Origin of the sequence: Variovorax sp. MHTC-1 (assembly GCF_003984645.1) — a bacterium.
Lineage (GTDB): Bacteria > Pseudomonadota > Gammaproteobacteria > Burkholderiales > Burkholderiaceae_C > Variovorax.
The window spans coordinates 214,990-239,710 of sequence record NZ_RWKI01000006.1; the positions used below are offsets into that span (position 1 = coordinate 214,990).

Annotated in this window: 21 protein-coding genes; 9 read left to right on the top strand and 12 right to left on the bottom strand. The window is 69.5% G+C overall.

Annotation, left to right across the window (positions count from 1 at the left end; translation table 11 throughout):
* The first annotated feature begins 1 nt into the window (after window position 1).
* The 3 genes from EJI01_RS12875 to EJI01_RS12885 all read left to right on the top strand — a co-directional run bounded on the left by EJI01_RS12875 (window position 2) and on the right by EJI01_RS12885 (window position 3,543).
* Complete coding sequence (locus EJI01_RS12875) at window positions 2-1,759, top strand: dihydroxy-acid dehydratase (protein ID WP_126837534.1); 1,758 nt, start codon at window positions 2-4, stop codon at window positions 1,757-1,759.
* Window positions 1,760-1,778: 19 nt separating this feature from the next.
* On the top strand, window positions 1,779-2,705 hold the full coding sequence (locus EJI01_RS12880; protein WP_126837535.1) for a 2-hydroxyacid dehydrogenase: 927 nt from the start codon (window positions 1,779-1,781) through the stop codon (window positions 2,703-2,705).
* 172 nt (window positions 2,706-2,877) lie between these two features.
* Window positions 2,878-3,543, top strand: a complete 666-nt coding sequence (locus EJI01_RS12885) for a haloacid dehalogenase type II (RefSeq protein WP_221885668.1) — start codon at window positions 2,878-2,880, stop codon at window positions 3,541-3,543.
* A 184-nt stretch (window positions 3,544-3,727) separates the two neighbouring features.
* On the opposite strand, the gene EJI01_RS12890 is transcribed toward EJI01_RS12885, so the two are convergent.
* The 12 genes from EJI01_RS12890 to EJI01_RS12945 all read right to left on the bottom strand — a co-directional run bounded on the left by EJI01_RS12890 (window position 3,728) and on the right by EJI01_RS12945 (window position 16,909).
* Window positions 3,728-4,882, bottom strand: coding sequence for an NAD(P)/FAD-dependent oxidoreductase (locus tag EJI01_RS12890; RefSeq protein WP_126837537.1), 1,155 nt, complete (start codon window positions 4,880-4,882; stop codon window positions 3,728-3,730).
* Window positions 4,879-6,282 carry an NAD(P)/FAD-dependent oxidoreductase gene (locus tag EJI01_RS12895; protein ID WP_126837538.1) on the bottom strand — a complete coding sequence of 468 codons (1,404 nt, stop codon included), beginning with the start codon at window positions 6,280-6,282 and terminating at the stop codon, window positions 4,879-4,881. Before EJI01_RS12895 ends, EJI01_RS12890 begins: the two co-directional genes overlap by 4 nt.
* Complete coding sequence (locus EJI01_RS12900) at window positions 6,279-6,659, bottom strand: (2Fe-2S)-binding protein (protein WP_126837539.1); 381 nt, start codon at window positions 6,657-6,659, stop codon at window positions 6,279-6,281. Before EJI01_RS12900 ends, EJI01_RS12895 begins: the two co-directional genes overlap by 4 nt.
* A 20-nt stretch (window positions 6,660-6,679) precedes the next feature.
* Window positions 6,680-7,174, bottom strand: a complete 495-nt coding sequence (locus EJI01_RS12905) for an Lrp/AsnC family transcriptional regulator (RefSeq protein ID WP_126837540.1) — start codon at window positions 7,172-7,174, stop codon at window positions 6,680-6,682.
* 78 nt (window positions 7,175-7,252) lie between these two features.
* Entirely contained in the window at window positions 7,253-8,656 is a 1,404-nt protein-coding gene (locus tag EJI01_RS12910) for an aspartate aminotransferase family protein (RefSeq protein ID WP_126837541.1), read from the bottom strand.
* Between the two features lie 151 nt (window positions 8,657-8,807).
* Window positions 8,808-10,166: an ABC transporter permease gene (locus EJI01_RS12915; RefSeq protein ID WP_126837542.1), complete on the bottom strand. Its 1,359-nt coding sequence runs from the start codon at window positions 10,164-10,166 to the stop codon at window positions 8,808-8,810.
* Entirely contained in the window at window positions 10,163-11,590 is a 1,428-nt protein-coding gene (locus tag EJI01_RS12920) for an ABC transporter permease (RefSeq protein WP_126837543.1), read from the bottom strand. Before EJI01_RS12920 ends, EJI01_RS12915 begins: the two co-directional genes overlap by 4 nt.
* Entirely contained in the window at window positions 11,587-12,351 is a 765-nt protein-coding gene (locus EJI01_RS12925) for an ABC transporter ATP-binding protein (RefSeq protein ID WP_126837544.1), read from the bottom strand. The genes EJI01_RS12920 and EJI01_RS12925 overlap by 4 nt, the downstream gene beginning before the upstream one ends.
* A gap of 20 nt (window positions 12,352-12,371) precedes the next feature.
* Window positions 12,372-14,528 carry a TonB-dependent siderophore receptor gene (locus EJI01_RS12930; protein ID WP_126837545.1) on the bottom strand — a complete coding sequence of 719 codons (2,157 nt, stop codon included), beginning with the start codon at window positions 14,526-14,528 and terminating at the stop codon, window positions 12,372-12,374.
* A gap of 139 nt (window positions 14,529-14,667) precedes the next feature.
* A complete protein-coding gene (locus tag EJI01_RS12935) occupies window positions 14,668-15,027 on the bottom strand; it encodes a DUF2946 family protein (protein ID WP_126837546.1) in 360 nt (119 codons plus the stop codon).
* Between the two features lie 63 nt (window positions 15,028-15,090).
* Window positions 15,091-16,026, bottom strand: a complete 936-nt coding sequence (locus EJI01_RS12940; protein ID WP_126837547.1) for a 2-hydroxyacid dehydrogenase — start codon at window positions 16,024-16,026, stop codon at window positions 15,091-15,093.
* A 4-nt stretch (window positions 16,027-16,030) separates the two neighbouring features.
* Window positions 16,031-16,909, bottom strand: coding sequence for a GNAT family N-acetyltransferase (locus EJI01_RS12945; protein WP_126837548.1), 879 nt, complete (start codon window positions 16,907-16,909; stop codon window positions 16,031-16,033).
* A 238-nt stretch (window positions 16,910-17,147) separates the two neighbouring features.
* Between EJI01_RS12945 and EJI01_RS12950 the strand changes: the two genes are divergently transcribed.
* From EJI01_RS12950 to EJI01_RS12975, 6 genes are all read left to right on the top strand, one after another.
* Window positions 17,148-18,623: an aldehyde dehydrogenase family protein gene (locus tag EJI01_RS12950; protein ID WP_126837549.1), complete on the top strand. Its 1,476-nt coding sequence runs from the start codon at window positions 17,148-17,150 to the stop codon at window positions 18,621-18,623.
* A 303-nt stretch (window positions 18,624-18,926) separates the two neighbouring features.
* Window positions 18,927-19,592 carry a haloacid dehalogenase type II gene (locus tag EJI01_RS12955; protein ID WP_126837550.1) on the top strand — a complete coding sequence of 222 codons (666 nt, stop codon included), beginning with the start codon at window positions 18,927-18,929 and terminating at the stop codon, window positions 19,590-19,592.
* Between the two features lie 33 nt (window positions 19,593-19,625).
* Window positions 19,626-20,918: an NAD(P)/FAD-dependent oxidoreductase gene (locus EJI01_RS12960; protein ID WP_126837551.1), complete on the top strand. Its 1,293-nt coding sequence runs from the start codon at window positions 19,626-19,628 to the stop codon at window positions 20,916-20,918.
* Window positions 20,919-20,986: 68 nt separating this feature from the next.
* Window positions 20,987-22,609 carry an ABC transporter substrate-binding protein gene (locus EJI01_RS12965; RefSeq protein ID WP_126837552.1) on the top strand — a complete coding sequence of 541 codons (1,623 nt, stop codon included), beginning with the start codon at window positions 20,987-20,989 and terminating at the stop codon, window positions 22,607-22,609.
* A gap of 161 nt (window positions 22,610-22,770) precedes the next feature.
* Window positions 22,771-23,727, top strand: a complete 957-nt coding sequence (locus EJI01_RS12970; RefSeq protein WP_126837553.1) for an ABC transporter permease — start codon at window positions 22,771-22,773, stop codon at window positions 23,725-23,727.
* Between the two features lie 10 nt (window positions 23,728-23,737).
* Window positions 23,738-24,643 carry an ABC transporter permease gene (locus EJI01_RS12975; protein ID WP_126837554.1) on the top strand — a complete coding sequence of 302 codons (906 nt, stop codon included), beginning with the start codon at window positions 23,738-23,740 and terminating at the stop codon, window positions 24,641-24,643.
* Window positions 24,644-24,721: the final 78 nt, after the last annotated feature.

The window sequence follows — 24,721 nt, forward strand, 5'->3', positions numbered from 1 at the left end:
CATGACCCAGAACAGCGCAGAAAGCGGCGCGAGCCTGCGCAGCGCCCGGTGGTTTCGCAAGAATGACCTTCCCGGTTTCATCCATCGATCGACCCTCGCGATGGACGGCTGGACGCGGGACGATCTCATGCAGCGGCCGGTGGTCGGCATCCTGAACACTTGGTCCGATCTCAACCCCTGCAACCTCAGCCTGCGCACGCTTGCCGTGAAGGTGCGCGAAGGAGTATTGGCGGCGGGCGGCATTCCGCTCGAGGTCCCGCTGATGTCGATCAGCGAGAACCTGATCAAGCCGACCTCCTTCCCCTTCCGCAACCTGTTGGCCATGGAGGCCGAGGAAACCATCCGCAGCTATCCGCTGGACGCCGTCGTGCTGCTGAGCGGCTGCGACAAGACCCAGCCGGCGCTTCTGATGGGCGCTGCGAGCGCCAACGTGCCCGTGATCGTTCTCAACAGCGGCCCGGCCACGCCGCGATCGATGTCCGGCGGCGAGCTCGCGACCGCGAACGGGGTCTGGAAATTCGTCGACCAGATGCGCGCGGGCGCCTTGCCCGACAAGGCCTTCGAGACCTTCGAGCGCAATGTCATGGGCTCGCCGGGCCACTGCGCCGAGATGGGCACCGCCTCGTCCATGTCGATCGTCACCGAGGCTCTGGGGCTCGCCCTCTCCAGGTCGAGCCTGGTGCCATCCACGGATGCGCGCCGCGGCCAGCTCGCCAGGCAGGTGGGCCAACGCGCCGTCGAGCTGGCGCTGGCGGGCGGGCCGACGCCGAAGGACATCCTGGACGACCACGCGTTCGACAACGCCATCAGCCTGCTGTGCGCGATCGGCGGCTCGACCAACGTCATCATCCATCTGCTGGCGCTGGCCGGGCGCGTGGGCGTGCCGTTGCAGCTCGGCCGCTTCGACGAGATCGCGCGCAGGGTTCCGTTGATCGCCAATGTGCAACCCGCCGGCGAGCACCTGACCGAGCGGCTGATGATGGCCGGCGGCGTGCCCGCCCTCTTCAAGGAACTGTCGCCGCTGCTTCATCTCGATGCGCGCACGGTCGAAGGCCGCACGATCGGCGAAATCGCGGACGCCGCCGAGATCACCGACGACGAAATCATCCGGCCGCGCCACAGGCCCGTGCGGCCCGGCGAGAGCCTGATCGTCGTCAAGGGCAGCTTGGCGCCCGACGGCGCGGTCATCAAGGCGGCCGCGGCCGACCCCGCACTGTTCCAGCACAAGGGGCGCGCCGTCGTGTTCGAGGATGTGCAGTCCCTGGCGGACCGAATCGACGACCCGGCGCTCGGGATCGACGAGAACAGCATCCTCGTGCTTCGCAATGTCGGGCCCAGGGGGGCGGCCATGCCCGAGTGGGGCATGCTGCCCATTCCCCGCCGCCTGATGGCGCGCGGCATCCGCGACATGGTCCGGATATCCGATGCGCGCATGAGCGGTACGGCATACGGCACGGCAGTGCTGCATGTCTCGCCCGAAGCGGCGGCCGGCGGCCCCCTGGCCTTGGTCCGGACGGGCGACATGATCGAGCTCGACGTCGCCGGGCGCCGCCTCGACCTGCTGGTCGACGAAGAAGAAATGCAAAGGCGGCGCGCCGCATGGGCCGCGCGCGACGAAGTGCATGTGCGCGGCTATCGCAAGCTCTACAACAGCCATGTCGAGCAGGCCCACAAAGGCTGCGACTTCGACTTCCTGCGAGGCGCCAACCCCGGCAACCTGCCCGAAGGCCTGTTCGACGGCTGGGTCGGCGGCTGGTGAGGCACGGAGGGATGAAGCCATGAGCGTGCTCTATCGGTCCGGCGCGCCGCGCGCAGCGGCCTGGGCCCGGTTCTTCAAGGACAACGCGCCCGATATCGATTTCCGTACATGGCCGGATGCCGGTGAACTCGAAGAGATCGAATACCTGGTTTCCTGGGCCGCACCCGCCGCGTTCATTGCATCGCTGCCGAATCTGAAGGTGCTGTTCTCGTCGGGCGCCGGCATCGACCATATCGATCTTTCGGCCGTTCCCGACCATGTGCAGATCGTCCGCATGGTCGAGCCGGGCATCATCAACGGCATGGTCGAGTACGTGACGCTCTCGGTCCTCGCCCTGCACCGCGACTTCTTCGACTACGTCGCGATGCAGCCTTCGGGCGCATGGAATCCGCTCGAGGTGCCGCCCGCTTCGAGCCGCACCGTCGGCGTCATGGGACTCGGTGTTCTGGGGCAGGCCGTCCTGCAGCGGCTCTCGACCTTCGGCTTTCGCTTGTCCGGATGGAACCGCTCGCCAAGGAATATCGCGGGCGTCGCCTGCCATGCGGGCGCGCACACCCTCGATCAATTTCTCGGCCGGTGCGACATCCTTATCTGCCTTCTGCCGCTCACCGATGCCACAAAGGGAATACTGAACGCACGGCTCTTCGCCGCGCTGCCCCGCGGCGCAAGCGTCATCAACGTCGGCCGGGGTGGGCATCTCGATCAGGCGGCGCTGCTGGCAGCGCTCGACAGCGGCCACCTGTCGCGCGCCATCGTCGACGTCACGGACCCCGAGCCCTTGCCGCCGGACCATCGCTTCTGGACGCATCCGCGCGTGTTCGTCACGCCGCACGTCGCCAGCATGACCCAGCCCGACACGGCTGCGCCCATCATGCTCGCGAACCTGCGCAGCCATATGCGCGGCGACGGGCTGCGGGATGTGGTGGATCGCAAGCGAGGCTATTGATGCCGAGCGGCGCGTCGCGATCTGCTTGCAGATTTATGCCGAAACCCTGGCGAAAAAAGGTTCAGCCTCCCGATTCGGAAGGCCAATTCGGTACCGGACCCGGGAGCGCACTGCCTACGATAGTTCCATCCCAATGTCGTGATTCGAATATTCCAAAGGAGCTTCCATGACCATCACCTTCCGGCCCAAGTACATCAGCTTCGATTGCTACGGCACGCTCACCAACTTCCAGATGGCGCCGATGGCGCGCAAGCTCTTCGCCGAGCGGGTCAAGCCGGAAGACATGGAACAGTTCTGCAAGGACTTCGCCGCCTACCGGCTCGACGAGGTGCTGGGCGACTGGCAGCCCTACTACGACGTCGTCTACAAATCGGTGCTGCGCACCTGCAACCGCTGGGGTGTGCCGTTCCGCGAGGCCGACGTCTCGGAGATCTACAACGCCGTTCCCACCTGGGGTCCGCACCCGGACGTGACCGCGGGCCTCACCAAGATCGCGGACAAGATCCCGCTGGTCATCATCTCGAACGCCATGGACGCGCAGCTCGTGCACAACGTGAAGCTGCTCGGCGTGCCTTTCCACCGGGTCTATACGGCGCAGCAGGCCAAGGCCTACAAGCCCCGCCTGCGCGCCTTCGAATACATGATCGGCTGCTTGAACGCCAAGCCCGAAGACTTCCTGCATGTGTCGTCATCGATGCGCTATGACCACATGTCCGCCCGCGACGTCGGCATCAAGGACAAGGCCTTCGTCAATCGCAACCACGAACCCGGCGTCCCGGCCTACGGCACGACCGAGATCTCCGACATCGGCGGCCTGCCGGCGCTGGTGGGCCTCTGAGCTGACGCGATCGCCTTCATCCGGCGGTCGCTTCGCGGTTCTCATCGGGTGTGCGGCACTGCCGCGCGCCTGCGCAGGGGGCAGCGGCCGGTGATGAAATGACTTCCCGGCAGGTCTCTCACCAGGTCAAGCACGCAGGCCTCCCTCGCGCCCGGGGCCCGGCGAATCTGCCGGACCCTCCCCTTCAAGCCGCCCTTCTCTCCGAAGCCGCTGCAAAGCGCGCGATCGAGAAGCTCTCGATCGGTATCGACGTGTGGCCGGTGGCGATCAGCTCGGCCATGGTCTCTCCCACGCCGGGGCTGATCGCGAAGCCCTCGCCGCAGAAGCCGAAGGCGTAGTGCAGGCCCGGCACGCGGGCGCTCGGCCCCATCACCGGCTGCCAATCGGCGATATAGCCCTCGATGCCGCTCCATACGCGGATCAGCTGCACATGGGCGAAGGCCGGCACCAGGCGGCGCAGCTCGCGCATCTGGCGCAGTATGTTGTCGGGCTTGACGTAGGCGCGGATCCGGTCGATGTCGGCCGGGCCCTTGAAGCCGCCGCCGAAGACGATGTTGCCGCGCGAGATCTGGCGGAAGTACAGCCCCTCCAGCTCGATCGGCGAGGAAACCCCGATCGACGGGCCGATCGCATAAGGCAGCGGCTCCGTCACGCCCATCTGCGGACCGCGTGCCTCCATCGGCACGGGTTCGCCGAATTGCTTGGCCATGCGGTTCGACCAGGCGCCGCAGGCCACGAGCAGCTGCGGCGCGCGAAAGCGCCGGCCGTCCGCAGTGTGCGCGACGAAGCCCGCGCCGTCCCGCTCCACCTGCATCACCTCGGCATGCTCGACGATGTTCGCGCCCGCGCGCCGCGCCGCGCGCGCGAAGGCCGGTCCGGCCAGGCGCGGGTTGGCATGGCCGTCGTTCGGCGACAACGAGCCGCTCACCACCTCGGGCGCGAAGATGCCCCAGCGCTTGCGCAGCTGCGCGGCGCTGAAAATTTCCAGGTCGAGGCCCAGCGGCTTCACGTCCTTGACGTGCTGCTCGAGCACTGCGGCCTGTTTCTCGGTGTAGCAGACGCGCAGGTGGCCGTGGCGCACGAACTCGAGGTCTTCGCCGAGCAGTTCCTTCACCCGGCCCCAGACGCCGACCGCCCGGTTGGCCAGCGGGATCTGCTCCAGCACGCGGCCCTGGCGGCGCACGTTGCCGAAGTTGGTGCCGCTGGCCTGCCGGCCCACGAGCTCGCGCTCGAGCAGCGTGACCGTCAGGCCGTGCTGCCGACGCAGGAAGAAGGCGGCAGTGGCGCCCATCAGGCCGCCTCCGAGCACCAGCACGTCGCTATGGGTGGCTTCGCTCATGGGCTCACCTCGCGCGTACTCATCATCAATGGCTTGACCGGTGCCTGCGAACGCAGGCGTCCCACCCGCTGCACCGGCACGCCGCTCGCCTGCGCCACGATCTCCGCCGATGCATGGCCGCAGAAGCGACCCTGGCAGCGCCCCATGCCGACGCGGCTGAAGGCCTTGGCGCGATTGACCTCCTGGCTGTCCATCTCGGTCACGCAGCGGCGCAGCTCTCCGGCCGTGACGGCCTCGCAGCGGCACACGACCGCCTCGTCGGGCAATTGGGCGGCCTGCGCATGCGGCCAGGGAAAGGCCAGCGCCAGGCCTTCGCGGAACCGGTCCATTTGCGCCAGCGTGCGGCGCAGCGCGGTGAACTCGGCGTCGTAGAGCGCACGGCCCGGCGCATGGCCGAGATCGGCCAGTGCCGCGAGCGCCGCGAGCCGGCCTGCGGCCTCGGCACCGTCGGCGCCGAGGATGCGCGCGCCGTCGCCCGCGAGGTACACGCCGCGCGTGCTGCTGCGGCCATCGGCATCGATGCGCGGCAACCACTGTCGGCTCACGGGTTCGAAGTCGAACTCGCAGCGCGCAAGATCGGCCAGCTGCGTCTCGGCGCGCAGGTGCCAGCCGAGGCCGACGGCATCGCATGCGAAGCGCTGCTCGCGCCCGCGGGCATCGCGCACGGCCACGGCCTGCACGCCCTGGTTGTCGTCGCCGTCGATGGCGAGCGGTGCCACGCCCTGCAGCACCGGGACGCCCGCGCGGCGCAGCCCGCGGATCAGCCCGAGCCCGCGCAGCGCGAGCCGCGGGCGCGCGAGCAGTCCGCGCACGGCGCCCCAGGGCTTGGCGGCCGGCGCGGTGTCGAGCACCGCCGCCACCTGCGCGCCGGCCTGCACGTACTGCGACGCCACGAGGTACAGCAACGGGCCGCTGCCCAGGAAGACCACGCGCGAGCCGATTGCGCAGGCTTGCGCCTTGAGCGCGATCTGCGAAGCGCCCAGGCTGTAGCAGCCGGCGCGGTGCCAGCCCGCCACGGGCATCAGCCGGTCGGTCGCGCCGCTGCATACCAGCAGGGCGTCGAAGGGCAGTATCTGCGGCTCGCCGGCATGGACGACATGCAGCGCGCCCTCGGTCAGGTTCCAGGCCAGCGTCTCGCCGCGGTAGTCGATGTGGTCGCGCAGCGCATCGAAGTCCTGGTGCAGCGCCTGCGCCTTCGCGGCCTCGCTGCCGTAGAGCTTGGCGTAGGGGCGCTTGAAGCCCTCGGGCTGGCGGCGGTAGATCTGTCCGCCGTCGCGGCGCCCTTCGTCCACCACCACGGGCCGCACGCCAGCGCGCACGAGCGCCTGCGCGGCGCGCACGCCCGCTGGACCGGTGCCGACCACGACGACGCGCGGCGAAGACGCAAGCGCCGCGCTCATCGCACGGCTTCCGCGGCAGTGCGCGCCAGCAATTGCTGCAGGTCGGGCGTCACGGGCCAGTGGGCCGCGGGCGGCCGGGTGAGCACCGACATGCCCGCCTCGACAGCCGTCGAGCAGGCGCGCAGCCGCTCGCCAGCCGGCGTCCACACCCAGCAGTCCTGGCAGGCGCCCATCAGGCAGAAGCCGGCGCGCGGCCCGTCGCCGAACTCGCTGTCGCGCACACGCCGGCCGTTGCTGAGCAGCGCGACGAGCAAGGTATCGCCGGCCAGTGCGCTGGCCGCTTGGCCGTCGATCTGCAGCGCGATCGCGGGTCGGTCGGTTTCGGCCAGCCGCACGAAGCGGGCAGGCGGCTGGGAGCGAGGCGGGATGTCGGGCATGGACGGAACGAATGCGCCAGTCAGCGCTGGTTGGGAAACAGCCGCTCGATCGGACAGTGCGTCTTGATGAAGGGCGACTTGATGACGATGTAGCTGAAGTACTTCGCAATGCCGATGTTGCGTTCGAGCAGTTCCTCGATCACTTCCTGGTAGTGGTTCACGCCCCGCGTCAGGAAGCGCAGCAGGTAGTCGTAGCCGCCGCTCACCAGGTGGCACTCGAGTACTTCGTCGACCTCGCGGATGGCGGCCTCGAAGCGCACGAAATCCTCGCGATGGTGATCCTGCAGCGTGACCTCGGTGAACACGGTCAGCGTGTCGCCGAGCTTCTCGAGCCGCAGGTGGGCGCCGTAGCCGGCGATGTAGCCGGCCTGCTCCAGCCGCTTCACGCGGATCAGGCAGGGGCTGGGCGACAGGCCCACCGCGTCCGCGAGGTCCACGTTGGTCATGCGTCCGTTCTTTTGCAGTTGCGCCAGGATGCGCAGGTCGAGTCGGTCGATCTTGAAGGCTTCTGACATGGCGGCGACAAAAAAACGAAGAGAGCCCGATTCTGCGTCTGTCTCGATGGAGTTGCGACGGCGGTGCGCGGGCTTCGCTCAGGCCGCCAGTGCGGCGCGGACATCGGACGCGTCGAGCACCTCGTCGAGCGTCTTCTTCAAGCGCGCGAACATCTGCGCGAACTCATCCTCGGTGAAGGTGAGCGCCGGCGCGAAGCCGAGGATGTGGTCGCCGAAGGAGCGGAACACCAGGCCGTTGCGATAGCCCGCAGCGAAGATGCGCTCGGACAAGCCCAGCGCCGGATCGAAGCCGCGCTTGCTCGCCTTGTCGCTCACCAGCTCCAGGGCGCCCAGCAGGCCGCGATGGCGCGCGTCGCCCACCAGCGGGTGAGTGCGCAGCGCGTCCAGCCCGGCCGAGAAGTGGGCCGCGCCGCGCTGGCCGTTGGCGAGCACTCCGCCTTCTCCGTACAGGCGCAGCACCTCGAGCGCGACCGCGGCGCCGACCGGATGCGCCGAATACGTTGCGCCATGGCCGACCGATGCGCCGGCCGGCGCGCCGTCGGCGATGCCGGCATAGACCTGCTCCGACATCATCGTCGCGCCCATCGGCACGTAGCCGGCGGTCAGGCCCTTGGCCATGGTCATCAGGTCGGGCTCCACGCCCTCGGCCTCGCACGCGAACATCGGGCCGGTGCGGCCGAAGCCGGTGATGACCTCGTCGACGACGAAGAGGATGCCGAGCTCGCGCGCGGCCTCGCGCATCGCCTTCAGCCAGCCCTTGGGCGGCACGATGACGCCGCCCGAGCCCTGGATCGGCTCGCAGAAGAAGGCGGCCACGTTGTCCGCGCCCAGCTCGGCCACCTTGGCGCGCAGCGCCGCCACCGAGGCGGCGATCAGCGCCTGCGGATCGCCGCCGTCCGCACGGCGGTAGGCGTAGGGCGAAGGGATGTAGTGCTGCGTGGGCAGCGGCAGATCGAAGCCGCGGTGGAAGGCGGGCAATGCGGTCAGGCCGGCACCGGTGGACGAGGAGCCGTGGTAGCCGCGCTCCAGCGCGATGAACTGCTTCTTCGACGGTTGGCCGATCGCGTTGTAGTACTGCACGATGAAGCGCACCGCGGCGTCGATCGCCTCGGAGCCGCCGAGCGTCAGGTACACGCGGGTCAGCGACGCGGGCGTGATCTGCACCAGCTTCTCGGCCAGGCGAATGGCCGGCTCGCTGCTGAAGTGGAAGTAGCCCGTGGCATAGGGAAGGCGGCGCATCTGCTCGGCCGCGGCCTGCACCACGCTCTCCTGCCCGTAGCCCACGTTCACGCACCAGAGGCCGGCGAACGCATCGAGCAGCTCGTGGCCGCTCGCATCAGTGAGCCACGCACCGCGGCCCGAGGCGAGCACGGTCGGGCCGCGCTCTTCGTGCACGCGCCAGGGCGAGACGGGATGGATCAGGTGCGCGCGGTCGATGGCGTCGAGCGCGGCTTGGTGGGGCAATGCGGTGGGGTGTGTCATGGAGGGGCGGAGGTCTGGCCTTTGGATGTCCAAAAGCTTAGGCCGCGCGCCCTTCGCGCGGGTGCTGCTTTGAGGCCCTTGCACAAAGCAGGCTGCGGTTGTGCGAGCCGCTACAGCAGATCCTGCCGTCGTGCATGCGTCATGGGCGCCTTCACATCGGGCGCACGCGACCGGTTGCGGCCGCGCCCAGCACCAAGGCCAATGCGCCCATCAGCACCAGTCCCAGCAATTGGCCCACAGGTGTCTGCGCCGAACGGACCGGCGGGCTGAAGCGCGGCTGGGCGGCGAAGTCGCGGGGACCGAAGCGCACTTCGTTGAACAAGTACGGGTAGTAGTAGGCCCGCAACTGCGCGTGGAAATCTGCAATGCGCTCCTGATACGCGAGCTGCGCCTGCAAGTCGGTATCGGCATGGCGATGCAGCGCGGCCTGCACGCCGACGCCCGGCAGCAGCCAACCCAGGCGTGCGGTCCAGCGTTGGCGCGCGAGCAAGCCTTCGCGGTAAGCCGCCACCTGCGGCGCCACGCTCTCGTCGCCGAGCTGCTGAAAGGCGTAGTACCACTTCCAGTGAAAGCCGGAAGGCAGCGCCGCGGTGTGCTTCCATTCGGGATGCGTGCGGAAGAACTTCTCCATCGTGGCCTCCGGCGGCAGGTCCCACGCGCCATGCACGGCCTGGCGCTGCGCCAGCATCAACTCCACGCCCTGGTGCACCGGCACGGCGCGCGCAAGCGCGGCGTTGGCGATGGTGGGCAGGACGAGGGTCAGCACCGCCCAGCAGCCCATGAGTGCCGTTGCGTTGGCGGCGGAGCTTCCACTTCGTGTCGCCACGATCAGCGCCAGGCCGCTCCAGAACGCCAGGTAGGCGGCTGTGACCAGCACTGCCATGGCCAGGGCCGTCAACGCGGTGCCGTTCGCCAGCGCGCCGGCCAGCACAGGCAGCACGAGGCAGCCGAAAACCAGCGCCGCGCGCAGGCCTGCACGGCGCAGCCACAGGCGTCGGCCGGCGCCGGGCATGGCCAGCAGCGTCCCCAGCCGGCCAGACCGGCGCTCGCCCGACACCAGGTCGTACAACAAGGCGATCAGGAACAGCGGCGCCAGGTACACCAGCACGAAAGCGAAGTCGAAGCGTCCGGCCAGTGCCAGTTCGGGATTGAAACTCTCGCCTTCGTGCAGTTGAGCCTGCAGCGCCAGCGCGCGCACGCGCAGCACATAGGGTGCGGCGTCGCGCAGCCCGAGGGCGAGGAAGGCCGTGGCAGATGGCGCATCCCAGGTGCCGTGGAAGGTGTAGTAGGCGGCGGAGCCGGCATCGCCGCCGGCGGCGTACTTGCGCGCCTGCGACGCCAGATCCTGCTGCTGCAGCCCGGCCAGGCGCGCAATCGTCTGCTGCTGGCGCGCGACCTCGCGCGTGCCCGACAGCACAGCCAGTCCCGTCAGCACCAACAGCAAAGCCAGCGCAGTCAGAACCAGTCGCGATCGCACCAGCAGGCGCCATTCGTGGGCGAGCCAGCTCATCGCGTGACCCTTCCCAGACGGTGCGTCGCCAGCCGCAACAGGCCCGCCAGCGCCGCCAGCCAGAGCAGCAGCACACCTGCGGCAGGCGCCGCACGGCGCAACGCCTCGCCGGGCGATGCGCCTTCGAAGCGAAAGCCGGCGAAGTCGTGCCAGTGCGCGTGGCTGATGCGGCTGTCGCGGCTGGAACGGTCGTCCGCGAAGCTGAGCTTCTCGGCCTGCAGCCGGTTGAGTTCCTGCACCAGTCGATAGCGATGGTGCTCGGCCTGCTCGACGAAGCGGCGGTAGTTCTGCAGGTCGGTGCCTGCGGCGGCCATCGACAGGCGGCGCAGCGCGATCACGGGGCTCAGCAATGCGAAGCCGTCGACGCGGCGCAACTGTGCGTCCTGGCGCTCGAAGCCGGCGTCGGCGTAGCGCTCGAAGAGCGCGCTGGTCAGCCGCTCGCCCTCCATGCCGAGCAGGCCCTTGTAGTTGACCGGAAGGTCTTCCACGCGGGAGACGCCGTACTGGGCGAGCACCTTCTTCTTGAAGCCGGCGAAATAGGGGTCGTCGGGGTCGTGGCTGTCGCCCAGCGCCGCCAGGTCGCGCGCCACCGCGATGTCGGTCTCGAAGCGCGTGGGCAGTGCCAGCGACGAGGCCACGAGTTCGGGCGCCAGGCGCGGCACGAGCACGACGCTGACCGCCCACACTGCCAGCAATGCCACGAGCGCGTCGCGCCCGCGCGCGAACCACGCCGACAGGCCGACGATGCCGACGGCCCAGATCAGCAGCCACAGCCCGTAGCCCGCCGCCAGCACGGCCGCCAGGCTGGCGGGGGCTCGTGTTGCGGCGCCGATCCAGGTCAGCGCCAGCAGCGCCGGCAGCAGCACCAGCGCGGCCACCCCGCAGAGGGCCAGCAGCTTGCCCGCCACGATGTGCCGCGGTCGAACGCCCTGGGCCAGCAGAATGCGCAGCGTGCCCGACTCGCGCTCGCGCGCCAGGACCGCATGGCCCGCGAAGATGAGCAGCAGCGGTGCCAGCACCTGCAGCACGAAGGCCGGCGTGAGCTGGCCGAAGCGCAGCAGCAGCGAAGACTGCCGCACATCGCCGAAGTTGGCGCTGTTCTGCCGATGTCCCTCGAGGAAGAGCGTGTGGCCGGTGTAGGCCTCCACTCCGGAATCGAAAGCCGCCAGCGGGTTCAGCGGCCGGAACACGAAGTGCCCGTAGTGCACCATGCGGTGCGGATGCCGGTCGGGCTGGGCCTCGAACTCGTGGTCCACCTGCGCCTGGTGGCGCGCGCGCTCGGCGTCCGTGCTGCGGCGCTGTTCCCAGGCCGTGAATGCGGCCACGGCCGTCAACAGCAGCAGCAAGCTCAATCCGAGCACGGCCACGCGGTCGCGCCGCAGCAGGCGCCATTCCTCGCGCGCGATGCTCAGTACGGCGCTCATCGCTGCGCCTCCTGGCCGGCGTAGCGCCGATGCAGCGCCCGCACGTCGAAGCGCTCCGAGCCGCTCGCTGCGACTTCTTCGACCAGCCGTCCGCCATCGATGAAGCCGATGCGATCGGCCACGTCGGCGGCGCTGAGCAGATCGTGCGTGACCATGAGGATGGCCACCCCCTGCGCACGCAGCAGCCCCAGCAGGCGGTTGAATTCGGCCGTGGCCTGCGGGTCGAGGCCGGAGGTGGGCTCGTCGAGCAGCAGCGCCGGCACCTTGCGCGCCAGCGCCAGCGCAATCGACACCTTCTGGCGCATGCCTTTGGAAAACCCCGACACGCGCCGTCCGTGCGCCGCGGCGTCCAGGCCGGCGGCCGCCAGCGCCTCGTCGACGGCCTGCGCGGTGGCGGGCTGGCCCGCGAGGTCGAGCAGGTAGGCCACGTTCTCGCGCGCGCTCAGATGCTCGTAGAGCGCCACGTTCTCGGGGATGTATGCGAGCTGGCGCCGCGCGGCCGTCGGGTCGCCCACCGGGTCGGCGCCGTTCACGCGCACGCGACCCCGCCGGTGCTGCACGAAGCCCAGGAACAGGCTCAGCGTGGTGGTCTTGCCGGCGCCGTTGGCACCCAGCAGCGCGTAGATCTCACCGGCTCCGACCGTGAGGTCCAAGCCGTGCAGGATGGTGCGCCCGCCGTAGCCGGCGACCACGCCGGCGGCTTCGAGGGCGGGATGGGGCGCGGCCGTGGCGCGCGGCGGCGAGAGGTCGGTCAAGGGCATGGCTTGCATTCCGCTCGCGTTCAGAACTTGGCTTGCAGGCCGACGGTGATGGTGCGCGCCGTGCCCGGCGCCACCCAGAGGCGGCTGTAGGAACTGGTGTAGTAGGTGGTGTCGAACAGGTTGTCGACATCCAGCGTCGCGCGCAGGCTTGGGTTGATGCGCCAGTAGGCGACCAGCTTCGCGGTGGTGTAGCTCGGCAAATCGAAGGCGGGCGTCGCGGCAACGGCTTCGGCCTGCGTGCGGGCCTCGCCCAGCCGCTTGCCCACGTGCGTGACGCCGCCGCCGATGCCATAGCGCTGCCCGTTGGCGAACGCGTTCTCGTAGACCGCGAGCACGCTGCCATTGACACGGGGGACGTTGAGCAGGCGCCCGCCCACTTCGAACATGTTGTCCTTCGTGATCTCCACGTCGTTGAGCACCAGGCTGGCATTGAGGCGCCAGTTGGTCGTCAGCTGGCCGGCGAAGTCGAACTCGAGGCCGCGGCTGCGGATCTCGCCGGCGGCGACCTGGTAGCCGCTGTTGACCGGGTCGGCTGTCAGCACGTTGCGCTTGCGGATGTCGAACAGCGCGGCGGTCGCACCCATGCGCCGGTCCGCGCTCTCCCACTTGGTGCCGAGCTCGAGGGCGCGGCCGGTTTCCGGTTCGAAGCCCTGCGCCGCGAAGTCCGCGCCGACGTTGGGTCGGAACGAGCGGCCGGCGTTCGCATAGAAAGTCCATTGCGGCGTCGGCAGCCAGGCGAGGCCGATGCGCGGCGAGCTCGACGACGGTTGCTGGCGGGCGGTGGTGCCGGCGATGCGGTCCTCGAGCGACTGGCGGTAGTTGTCCGCGCGCACGCCGGCGACCAGGCGCCATTCGGGCGCGAGCTTGATTGCGTCCTGCACGTAGAGCGCGGTGTTGCGCTGGTGCTCCAGCCTGTCGGTGTTGCGCCCAGGCACCGGCTGGGCCTGGCCGTAGACCGGGTTGTAGATATTGATCGCATACGGCCGTGCCGTCGTCGGATTGGCCCGCAGCATGAGCGAGTCCATGCTGAAGCGGAAGGTCTCGAGGCCGAATAGCAACTCGTGCTCGATGGCGCCGGTCTTCACGTTGCCTTGCAGCTCGGCCTGCAAGGCGATGTCGTCCGAGTCGAAGTCGCGGAAGCGCCGCTGGCGCGTGAGCGTTGCGTTGTCGGCGCGCAGGGCCGCCGCCTCGGTCGAGAACCCGTTCACCGACGTTTCGCGGTAGGACAGGCCCAGCCGACTGCGCCACGTGGGGTTCCATTCGTGCGACAGGATGAACTGGTGGGTCTGGTTCTCCACCGTCACCTTGCCGTCGGCGGGCTCGCCCAGGAAGCGGCTGCGCGGGATCGCGCCGAGGCGGTTGTTGACTGCGACCACGCCACGGTCGAGCGGCGTGGCGTGCCGCAGGAGCTCTCCCGAGTACTCCAGCACGGTGTCGCGGCCGAGCTTCCACGTGAAAGCCGGCGCGATCACGCCGCGCTCCGCGCTCACGTGGTCGCGGAAGCTGTCGCGGTCTTCCACCGCGACGTTGAGGCGGTAGGCGAAGTTCTCGCCGATCGGCCCGGTGCTGTCGAACGCGCCGCGCTTCTGGCCGTAGCTGCCGACATAGCCTTCGACGGAATGGGCCGCCTTCCAGAGCGGCCGCTTGGACACGATGTTGAGCGTGCCGCCGGGCTCGCTGCTGCCGTAGAGCGCAGCCGCCGTCCCCTTGAGAAACTCGATGCGTTCGACACCTGCCAGATCGCGCGGGGCGTTGAAGCCCCGGTTCGAGGAGAAGCCGTTCAGCAGCGTCGCCATGCCGGTGCTCTCGTTGCCCGGCAGCCCGCGGATGGCGATGTTGTCCCAGAGGCCGCCGAAACTGTTCTGGCGCGAGACGCCGCCGACGTAGTCGAGCACGTCGTCGAGCTTGGTCGCGCCGAGGTCGTCGATGGCCTGGCGCGTGACGATGCGCACCGACTGGGGCAGCTCGCGCAGCGGCAGGTCGGTCTTGGCGCCGGCGGCTTCGTCGGCGTGATAGGCGCCGGACTCGGTGCGGCCGACCACTTCGACCGTGGACAGCTGGGCGGCCTCGGAGCCGGCTGCGGAAGACTGGGCGATCGCAGGGCCGGCGAACAGCGCTGCGGCCGCGAGGGCCAGGGGAAGGGGCGCGCTGGGCCCCGGGCGTTGAATGGAAATCATGAGGAGACTCGGCAAGGCAAAAAAGAGGGGCGCAGCGGCGAGCCCGGCAAGGGCCGGACACGCGCCGCCCGTGGCGCGTGACTTCACGCCGGGCGGCGGGACTGCTGAGCGAGCGAAGGCGCCGCCGCAGCGGCGGGCTTCAGGAGACGGCGTGAGGCGGGTCGCGCGAGGCGAAGGGCCAACGGCCGGGGCTGGGGACGAAGGTCCCCGGTGCATGCGGCCGCGGAAGGCCGGCTTGCGCGGCCAATGCATGCACGGCCGGCAACGATGCGGGCGCGATGCCCAGATGCGCAAAGGCGAGACACCACGCGCACGCGCCGTGAGCCTCGCTGCCATGCTCCGAGGCATCGGCGTCTTCGTCCGCCAGCGGGGCCGACAGTGCCGTCACCGCAGCCGCGGGCTCCTGCAGATGCCCTGCTTCGTGCGCAGGCATGCCGACGACCGTGTTGAAGAACACGGCCAGCAACAGAAGTCGGATCAGTAGGCGGCGCAGAAGCATGGCAGGCTTGGGGCCGGAATCATACTGTCCGGATCGCGTGCCGTTGCGGGCAGCGCGGGCGCTTCAATACCCCCGCGCGCGATCGACCAGCCCGATCATCGGTTCGCCGGCCTCGAAGCGGCGCAGGTTGTCCAGCACCGCTTCTGCCGCACTCAGCGGCTGCGTCATGCTCGCGATGTGCGGCGTGAGCTGGATGTTCGGATGACGCCAGAAGGCATGCTGCTGCGGCAGCGGCTCGGGGTCGGTCACGTCGAGCACGGCATCGCCGATCTGGCCGCCTTCGAGCGCGGTCAGCAGATCGGCCTCGACCAGCTGCGGGCCGCGGCCGACATGCACCAGGCTCGCGCCTTCGGGCAGCATCGAGAACAGCCGTGCATCGAGAAAGCCGCGCGTGGAATCGGTGAGCGGCAGCAGGCACACGAGGATCTCGGTACGCGCGAGGAAGGACTGCAGCTCGTCCGCGCCCGCATGGCATTGCACGCCGTCGACTGCGTGCCGCGAGCGGCTCCATCCCGCGCAATCGAAGCCCAGGCCGACGAGTTGCGCCAGCACGGCCTGGCCGAGCGAGCCGAGCCCGAGCACACCGATGCGCCGCTCGCCCGCGGGCCGCACCGGCAGCGGGCGCCACTGGCCCTGCTGCTGCTGGCGACGGTAGCGCGGCATGTCGCGATGCAGGCCGAGCACGGCATGCGTCACGTACTCCACCATGCCGCGCACGATGCCGGGCTCCACCATGCGCACCACGGGCAATGCAGGCGGCAACGCCTCGAAGTCGAACTGGTCCACGCCTGCGCCGGAGGAGAACAGCAGCTCGAGATTCGGAAAGCGCTCGGCCAGATCCTCCGGCGGATCCCAGGCCGCAATAAATCGCACCTGCGCGGCATCGCCGATGTCGGGCCAGATGCGGAAGTCGATCTCGGGCGCGCGGCGCCGGAACACCTCGGCCCATTGGCGGCCGCGCACCGGGTCGGACTTGTAGAGGAAGGTGGTCGCGCCCATGCCGTCAACCGAGGGCCTGGGTCACGATCGCGAACAGCGCCGGCCCGCCCGGCGGCACGGCAAGCGGCGCGCCGCGCACCATCGTCGTCGGCGCGTCCACGCGCAAGAGGCCGATGCTCTCCAGCCATTCGGCCAGCCCGCTCGCGAAGTCGATGTCGATGCGCGTGAAATGGCCGGCGTTCAATCCGGAGAGATGCGCGATCAGCGCCTTCGCGCCTTCGACGTCCGGCGCGACCACGGGGCCGATCGCATGCCCGCGCCCGAAGCGGCGCAGCATCGCGAAGCCGCGCGGCTCGTTGTCATGGTCGAGCACCACGCAGGCGTCGGCGCTGGCCAGCAGATCATCGATCAGCGCCCCGCGCGGCATGCCGCGCGCCGCCGCATCGAGGGCCTGCAGCGCCGGCGCCTCGTGCTGGCCGGCCGGCCGCAGCCGCCAGCCGGACGGCAGCGCGATCAGCGGCGCCGGCTGCGCCGTGCCCTGGTGCTGGCGCAGCTCGCCGGTACGCACGAAGCCCAGCCGTTCGTACAGGCCGCGCCCGTCGGCGGTCGCATGCAGCAGCACCGTGTGCGCGTCCAGGCCTTCGAGCAGCGCGCTCATGAGCCGGTGGCCGAGGCGGCGACCCTGGCAGGCCGGCGCCACGATCACCAGGCCGATGGTGGCGTGACGCTCGCCCCAGCGCCAGCGCAGCGCGGTGGCGACGAGCTCGCCGTCGCGCTCGGCGACGATACCCTCGGCATGCGCGAACACCTGCTCCCAGTCGGCGGGGCGGTGCGGCCAGCGCAGCTCGGCCGTCAGCGCATGAGCGAGCGGCAGGTCCGCGGCGGTCATCGGTCGCAGCACCACGCCGTCGAGAGCAGGTGCATTCGGTGTCTGAGCAGGCATCGGGAAGGTCTTTGTGCAGCGAAAAGGCAGGTCATCTTGGACGACATCCGCGCCTTTCGCCAGACCCAATTCGCGCTTCGCCGCAACTTGCAAGCTTCGCCTGTCCAGGCCCCGGGTTTCGCAATTCGATGCGGCAGCGCGCGCGCTTACGCACACAAATGCCGCGCCAACCTGCCTAGCATCGAGCGCCGTTTCGCGAGCTCCCGTTTCGGCGACAGATTTCCATCGAAAGTCCATCATGCAAGTCTTCGACCCGCGACAGATCCACGTGCCCTCGGGCCACTTCATCGGCGGACGCCTCGTCCCCGATGCCGGCCGCATGGTCGTGCAGCGGCCCTCCGACGGCCAAGTGCATGCCGAGCTTCCGCTGGCCGATGCAGACACGGTCGACGCTGCCGTGCGCGATGCCTGGAGCGCCTGGCGCGCGAGCGACTGGGCGCGCCGCGCGCCGCGCGAACGCGCGCGGGTGCTGCGCCGCTGGGCCGACCTGATCGAGGCCGACGCGGCGCGGCTCGGCCCGCTGGAAGCCGTGTGCTCCACGCGCCCGGTGCGCGACGCGATCGCCTGGGACGTTCCGTTCACGGCCGAAGGCCTGCGCTTCTTCGCCGAGTACGCGGACAAGCTCGGCGGCGAGGTCGCGGCCACGCGCCACGACCATCTGGGCATGGTGGTGGCCGAGCCCTACGGCGTGGTCGGCGCGATCACGCCGTGGAACTTCCCGCTCGTCATGATGTCGTGGAAGGTCGGCGCCGCGCTGGCTGCCGGCAACGCGGTGGTACTCAAGCCCTCCGAACTGACGCCCTTCTCCGCGCTCAGGCTGGCCGAGCTGGCCGTCGAGGCCGGGGTGCCGCCCGGCTTCTTCAACGTCGTGCAGGGCGATGGCCGCACCACGGGCGATGCGCTCTCGCGGCACCCGCTGATCTCGAAGATGACCTTCACCGGCTCCACCCGCACGGGCGCCGCCATCATGGCGGCCTGCGCCCTGACGGGCCCCAAGCCGGTGACGCTGGAGCTGGGCGGCAAGAGCCCGCAGCTGGTGTTCGACGATGCGCCCGACGTGGAGCGCCTGGCCGGCATGGTCGCCGGCGCCATCACCGGCAACGCGGGGCAGGTGTGCGTGGCCGGTTCGCGGCTGATCGTGCAGCGGGGCATCGCCGATGCGCTGGTCGAGCGCATCGCCGCGCGCTTCGAAGCGCTGCGCCCCGGCCCGACCTGGGACGACGCGGCCACGCTGCCGCCGATCATCTCGGCGCTGCAGGCCGGGCGCATCCAGGAGATCGTCGATCGCTCGCGCGAGGCCGGCGGCGGCATGCGCTGCGGCGGTGGCCTGTTCGAAGGCGGCGCCGGCGGCGCCTACTTCCGGCCCACGCTGATCGAGGGCGTGGACGCGGCCAACCCGGCGGTGCAGGAAGAGATCTTCGGACCGGTGCTCACGGTGCAGACCTTCGCCGACGAGGAGGAAGGCCTGGCGCTGGCCGCCCACGAACACTACGGCCTGGCCTCCGGGGTGCACACCGCCGACATCGGCCGGGCCCTGCGCGCGATGCGCGGCATCTCCGCCGGCACCGTCTGGATCAACCGCTACGGGCGCAGCGCCGACTTCGTCATCCCGACCGGCGGCTACCACCAGTCGGGCATCGGCAAGGACCTGGGCCGCCAGGCGGTCGAGGCCAACCTGCGCTTCAAAAGCGTGCTTATCGACTTCTCAGTATGAAGCTCTCCCCCAGGCTTGCCCACTTCGCGTGGCCGCCAACCCCTCGCCGGAGGCAACACCAGCGGACCGGCAAAGCCGGTTCCGCGGTGCTCCTGAATCAGTCCGTTCGTGCGTGCATCTGGCCATGAAGGTGCATCGCTGCACGCATAGAGGGCGCATGGCATGGCATGCCGCCGCACCCCCTCGAAACCGCAGCTTTCGTGCGCCAGGCACCCCATTTCCCTACATCCCCAGCGCTTGTGCGTGCTGCAATCGCTTCGTAATGAACTTGTCGCATTTGCCACCTAAGGACCCGAGACCATCATGACCTTCCGTCCCAAGTACATCACCTTCGACTGCTACGGCACCCTCACGCGCTTTCGCATGGGCGACATGGCGCGCGACATGTTCGCCGACCGCATCCCGGCCGAGCGCATGGAGCAGTTCATCGCCGACTTCACCGCCTACCGCTTCGACGAGGTGCTGGGCGACTGGCAGCCTTACGAGGTGGTGCTGAAGAACGCGCTGCGGCGCCTGTGTCGTAAGTGGAAGATCCAGTACCTCGACCAAGAGGCGCAGAAGTACTACGACGCGGTGCCCACCTGGGGTCCGCACGAGGACGTGCCCGCCGGCCTGGCCAAGATCGCGAAGGAGATCCCGCTGGTGATCCTGTCGAACGCGTCGGACAACCAGATCCAGAAGAACGTGGCGATGCTCGGCGCGCCTTTCCACCGCGTCTACACCGCGCAGCAGGCCCAGGCCTACAAGCCGCGGCTGCAGGCCTTCGAGTACATGCTCGACTCGCTGGACTGCAACCCCGAGGACGTGCTGCACGTGTCCTCCAGCCTGCGCTACGACCTGATGTCGGCGGACGACCTGGGCATCGTCAACAAGGTGTTCGTCAACCGCGGCCACGGCCCGGGCAACCCGGCCTACCGCTACGTCGAGATCAAGGACATCGGCGGCCTGCCGGGCGTCGTCGGCCTCTGATTTCCCTCTGATTTCCTCCACCTGCCGCACGCCATGAAGCTCGACTCCTACTGGACCGATTCGGCGCCCGCCTTCGTCCCGCGCTCGTGCGAGCTGCCGGCGCAGGTCGATGTCGCGATCGTGGGCGGCGGCTTCACGGGCCTGTCGGCGGCGCTGGCGCTGGCGAAGCGCGGCGCCAAGGTGGTGGTGCTGGAGGCCGGCGAGCGCGTGGCGGCCGAGGCCTCTGGGCGCAACGGCGGCCATGTCAACAACGGGCTGGCGGTGGACTATGCCGAGGTGGCCGCGAAGTTCGGTGTCGAACGCGCCCGCGCCTGGTACCGCGCTTATGACGACGCGGTGGACACGGTGGAGCGGCTGGTGCGCGAGGAAGCGATCGCCTGCGACTTCCTGCGCCACGGCAAGCTCAAGCTCGCCACGCGGACGAACCAGATGGCTGCACTGGAGCGCAGCGCCGAACGGCTGATCGGCGACGGCGTCGACACCGATGTCGAGATCCTCGACGCGGGGCGCGTGCGCGCCGAAGTGCAGAGCGAGCAGTTCCATGGCGGCTTGCTCTACAAGCGCAGCGGCCAGATGCACATGGGCCGCTTCGCGCACGGCCTGGCCGCAGCCGCACAGCGCAACGGCGCACAGATCCACACTGCAACCGGCGTGCAGCGCCTCGAGCGCCTCGGCCACGGCCATGCACACAAGCTGCACACCGGGCGCGGCACCGTCAGCGCGCAGCAGGTGCTGCTGGCCACCGGCGCCACGCGCCACGGCGGCTATGGCAGCTTCGGCTGGCTGCGCCGCCGCATCGTGCCGATCGGCAGCTTCATCGTGGTCACCGAGCCGCTGGGCGCCGAGCGTGCGCAGGCGCTGCTCGCGGCCCGGCGAACCTACGTGACGGTGGCGAACATCCACCATTACTTCCGGCTCACCGCCGACCACCGGCTGGTCTTCGGCGGACGTGCGCGCTTCGCGATCTCCAGCCCGCAATCGGATGCCGCGAGCGGCGAAATCCTGCGCGCGGGCCTGGCTCGCACTTTCCCCCAACTGGCCTCCGTGCGGCTGGACTACTGCTGGGGCGGGCTGGTCGACATCACGCAGGACCGCTTGCCGCATGCCGGCGAGCGCGACGGCCTCTATTACGCGATGGGCTACAGCGGCCACGGCACGCAGATGTCGGTCCACATGGGCGAGCGCATGGCCGCCGTGATGGACGGCGACGCGAACGCCAACCCCTGGCGCGACCACGACTGGCCCGCCATCCCTGGTCACTTCGGCCCGCCGTGGTTCCTGCCGGCGGTGGGCCTCTACTACAGGCTCAAGGACCGGATGGCCTGACGCCCCGCGAGCCCCTGCGTTTTTTGTCCCGTTTTCTTCAACCACAAGCTTCACCAGGAGCACCCACCATGAACGACAGCAGCCACAAGAGCTTCGAAAACCTCGTCGGCCCCGGCGAAAGCCTTCGCGTGATGGAATCGCTCCGGCGTGGCGCCACGCGGCGCGACATCCTCGCGATGCTGATGGCCGGCGGCATGCAGGCCACGCTGGCCGGCGGCATCGCGGGCGCAGCGATGTCCGCCCATGCGCAGACGCCGAGAAAGGGCGGCCGCATCCGCGTGGCCGGCGCAACCGCCGCCGCGACCGACACGCTCGACCCCGCCAAGCAGTCGAACCAAACCGACTACTCGCGCGGCAACATGATCTACAACGGCCTGACCTCGCTGGACGGCAGCCTGACGCCGCAGCCCGCGCTGGCCGAATCGTTCACGACCAAGGACGCCAAGACCTGGGTCTTCACGCTCCGCAAGGGTGTGACCTTCCACGACGGCAAGGCGCTCTCGCCGGCCGACGTCGTGTTCTCGGTGATGCGCCACAAGGACCCGGCCACGGCGTCGAAGGCCAAGGTGCTTGCCGACCAGATCGAAAGCGTCAAGGCCAGCGGCCCCAACGAGGTGACGGTGGTGCTGAGCGCGCCGAACGCCGACCTGCCGGTGATCCTGGGCACCTTCCACTTCCACATCGTCAAGGAAGGCACCACCGACTTCAACGCCGGCATCGGCACCGGCCCCTACAAGCTCAAGGAATTCAAGCCCGGCGTGCGTTCGCTGATGGTGCGCAACGACGCCTACTGGAAGCCGGGCAAGCCCTACCTCGACGAGATCGAATTCGTGGGCATCGGCGACGAGAGCGCGCGCGTCAATGCGCTGCTCTCCGGCGGCATGGACCTGGTGGGCTCGGTCAACCCGCGCTCGGTCGAGCGCGTGAAGGCGACGCCCGGCTTCGGGATCTTCGTCACCCAGTCCGGCCAGTACTCCGACCTCGTGATGCGCAAGGACGTGGGCCCCGGCGCCAACCCGGACTTCGTGCTCGGCATGAAGCACCTGTTCGACCGCGAGCAGATGAAGAAGACCATCGCGCTCGACTACGCGGTGGTCGCCAACGACCAGCCGATCGACCCGACCAACCGCTTCCACTTCGCCGGCCTGCCGCAGCGCCCTTTCGACCTGGACAAGGCCAAGTTCCACCTGCAGAAGTCGGGCGTTACGGGCAAGGTGCCGATGGTGGCTTCGCCGGCGGCGCTTTACTCGGTAGAGATGGCGCTGATGCTGCAGCAGACGGCGCAGCGCGCCGGACTGGAGATCGACATCAAGCGTATGCCGGCCGACGGCTACTGGTCGAACCACTGGCTCAATAGCCACGTGGGCTTCGGCAACGTCAATCCGCGTCCGAGCGCCGATGTGCTGCTCACGCAGTTCTTCCAGTCGGGTGCGGCCTGGAACGAGTCGCGCTGGAAGAGCGAGAAGTTCGATCAGCTGCTCTTGGCTTCGCGCGCAGAGACCGACCTCGCCAAGCGCAAGCAGATGTATGCCGACATGCAGACCATGATCCACCAGGACGCCGGCATCGGCATCCCGCTGTTCCTTGCGAGCATCGACGGCCACACCTCCAAGCTCAAGGGCCTGTCGCCCATCCCCCTGGGCGGCCTGATGGGCTACAACTTCGCCGAGAACGTATGGCTGGAGGCATGAGCTCTCCCCCAGGCTTGCTCACTTCGTGTAGCCGTCAACCTCACCGGGGGCAACACCAGCAGCCCGGCAAAGCCGGTTCCGCGGTGTTTCCCGAACGGCCCCGGCTTCGCCGGGCTCGAGAGCATGGGTCGCTTTGCCCGTAGGGCGATGGAGTCATTGATATGAATGGAGTGATCCTGAAGCTTCTGGCGCAGCGCATCGCGCTGGCGCTGGTTTCGCTGCTCGCGGTGTCGGTGATCGTCTTCTCGATCACCGCGGTGCTGCCCGGCGATGCCGCGCAGGAACAGCTCGGCCAGGACGCCACGCCCGAGGCGGTGGCCGCGCTGCGCGCCCAGATGGGCCTGGACGTGCCGGCACCCGAGCGCTACGCGAAGTGGCTGCTCGGCATGGTGCAGGGCGACCCCGGCCGTTCGGCGACCACGCAGATGCCGGTGGCCGAGCTGGTCGCCAGCCGGCTGCCCAACTCGCTGCTGCTGGCCGCCGTCACCGCGCTGTTCTCGGTGCCGATCGCGCTGGCGCTCGGCATCGCCTCGGCGGTGTGGCGCGGCTCCTGGTTCGACCGCGCCGCCTCGACGACGGCGGTGGGCGTGGTGTCGGTGCCGGAGTTCCTGGTCGCGACGCTGGCGGTGCTGGTGTTCGCGGTCAAGCTGCGCTGGCTGCCGGCGCTCTCCTTCGTCAACGACATCGAGTCGGTCGGCCAGATGCTGCGTGCCTTCGCCATGCCGGTGCTGGTGCTGTGCTGCGTGATCGTGGCGCAGATGATGCGCATGACGCGCGCCGCGGTGATCGACCAGCTCGAGGCGCCCTACATCGAGATGGTGCGGCTCAAGGGCGCCTCGCCGATGCGCATGGTGCTGGCGCATGCGTTGCCCAACGCGGTGGGGCCGATCGCCAACGCCGTGGCGCTGAGCCTGTCGTACTTGCTCGGCGGCGTGATCATCGTCGAGACCATCTTCAACTATCCGGGCATTGCCAAGCTGATGGTCGACGGCGTCTCGCAGCGCGACATGCCGCTGGTGCAGACCTGCGCCATGATCTTCTGCTGCGCCTACCTGATCCTGGTGACGACGGCCGACATCTGCGGCATCCTCGCCAACCCGCGGCTGCGGCACCGTTGAGGAAAGCACCATGGAAACCTCCACCTCTCCAACGGTCGTGAGCGCCACGGCTTCCCTGGCGCCGCCGCCGCAAGAGCGCCGGGGCGGTCCGCTGCGCCGGCTCACCGGCTTCGGCGCCTCCGGCCTGCTCGGCCTCGCGGTGCTGCTGTTCTGGCTGCTCGCGGCGCTGCTCGGGCCCTGGCTGCTGTCGCACAGCCCGGCGGCCATGGGCGGATCGAACGTCTTCGCGCCGATCAGCGCGACGCACTGGCTGGGCACCGACTACCTCGGCCGCGACATGCTGGCGCTCATCATCCAGGGCGCGCGCTACACGATCGGCGTCGCGCTGCTGGCCACGCTGCTGGCGAGCGGCACCGGCATCACGCTGGCGCTGCTGGCCGCGGCCAGCGGCCGCTGGATCGATGCGGTGCTGAGCCGCGGCCTCGACACGCTGACCGCGATCCCGAGCAAGATGTTCGCGCTCATCATGGTGGCGGGCTTCGGCTCCTCGGTGCCGATGCTGGTGGTCACGGCGGCCATCATCTACGTGCCGGGCGCCTACCGCATGGCGCGCTCGCTGGCGGTCAACATCAACGCGCTCGACTACGTGACCGTGGCGCGCACGCGCGGCGAAGGCACGCTCTACATCATGCTGCGCGAGATCCTGCCCAACATCGTCGGGCCGATGCTGGCCGACCTCGGCCTGCGCTTCGTCTACGTCGTGCTGCTGCTGGCGAGCCTGAGCTTCCTCGGCCTGGGCATCCAGCCGCCGGTGGCCGACTGGGGCTCGCTGGTGCGCGAGAACATCGGCGCGCTGGCCATGGGCGGTGCCTCGGTGATCGTGCCGGCGCTGGCCATCGCGAGCCTGACCATCGCGGTCAATCTCGTCATCGACAACCTGCCGGGCCGCACCGCCCGCGAACGAGGAGCACGATGAAGCTCTCCCCCAGGCTGCGCGCACTTCGTGTCGCTACGCCACCCCCCTCGCCGGGGGCAACACCAGCGGCCCGGCAAA

Bases quoted from the DNA above. Each gene is read 5' to 3' on its own strand.
- EJI01_RS12925 (WP_126837544.1), bottom strand. From the start codon at position 12,351: ATGCCCTTGACCGACCTCTCGCCGCCGCGCGCCACGGCCGCGCCCCAT.
- EJI01_RS12900 (WP_126837539.1), bottom strand. From the start codon at position 6,659: ATGCCCGACATCCCGCCTCGCTCCCAGCCGCCTGCCCGCTTCGTGCGG.
- EJI01_RS12875 (WP_126837534.1), top strand. From the start codon at position 2: ATGACCCAGAACAGCGCAGAAAGCGGCGCGAGCCTGCGCAGCGCCCGG.
- EJI01_RS12970 (WP_126837553.1), top strand. From the start codon at position 22,771: ATGAATGGAGTGATCCTGAAGCTTCTGGCGCAGCGCATCGCGCTGGCG.
- EJI01_RS12935 (WP_126837546.1), bottom strand. From the start codon at position 15,027: ATGCTTCTGCGCCGCCTACTGATCCGACTTCTGTTGCTGGCCGTGTTC.
- EJI01_RS12965 (WP_126837552.1), top strand. From the start codon at position 20,987: ATGAACGACAGCAGCCACAAGAGCTTCGAAAACCTCGTCGGCCCCGGC.
- EJI01_RS12895 (WP_126837538.1), bottom strand. From the start codon at position 6,282: ATGAGCGCGGCGCTTGCGTCTTCGCCGCGCGTCGTCGTGGTCGGCACC.
- EJI01_RS12960 (WP_126837551.1), top strand. From the start codon at position 19,626: ATGAAGCTCGACTCCTACTGGACCGATTCGGCGCCCGCCTTCGTCCCG.
- EJI01_RS12890 (WP_126837537.1), bottom strand. From the start codon at position 4,882: ATGAGCGAAGCCACCCATAGCGACGTGCTGGTGCTCGGAGGCGGCCTG.
- EJI01_RS12975 (WP_126837554.1), top strand. From the start codon at position 23,738: ATGGAAACCTCCACCTCTCCAACGGTCGTGAGCGCCACGGCTTCCCTG.
- EJI01_RS12945 (WP_126837548.1), bottom strand. From the start codon at position 16,909: ATGCCTGCTCAGACACCGAATGCACCTGCTCTCGACGGCGTGGTGCTG.
- EJI01_RS12910 (WP_126837541.1), bottom strand. From the start codon at position 8,656: ATGACACACCCCACCGCATTGCCCCACCAAGCCGCGCTCGACGCCATC.
- EJI01_RS12940 (WP_126837547.1), bottom strand. From the start codon at position 16,026: ATGGGCGCGACCACCTTCCTCTACAAGTCCGACCCGGTGCGCGGCCGC.
- EJI01_RS12920 (WP_126837543.1), bottom strand. From the start codon at position 11,590: ATGAGCGCCGTACTGAGCATCGCGCGCGAGGAATGGCGCCTGCTGCGG.
- EJI01_RS12915 (WP_126837542.1), bottom strand. From the start codon at position 10,166: ATGAGCTGGCTCGCCCACGAATGGCGCCTGCTGGTGCGATCGCGACTG.
- EJI01_RS12950 (WP_126837549.1), top strand. From the start codon at position 17,148: ATGCAAGTCTTCGACCCGCGACAGATCCACGTGCCCTCGGGCCACTTC.
- EJI01_RS12880 (WP_126837535.1), top strand. From the start codon at position 1,779: ATGAGCGTGCTCTATCGGTCCGGCGCGCCGCGCGCAGCGGCCTGGGCC.
- EJI01_RS12905 (WP_126837540.1), bottom strand. From the start codon at position 7,174: ATGTCAGAAGCCTTCAAGATCGACCGACTCGACCTGCGCATCCTGGCG.
- EJI01_RS12930 (WP_126837545.1), bottom strand. From the start codon at position 14,528: ATGATTTCCATTCAACGCCCGGGGCCCAGCGCGCCCCTTCCCCTGGCC.
- EJI01_RS12955 (WP_126837550.1), top strand. From the start codon at position 18,927: ATGACCTTCCGTCCCAAGTACATCACCTTCGACTGCTACGGCACCCTC.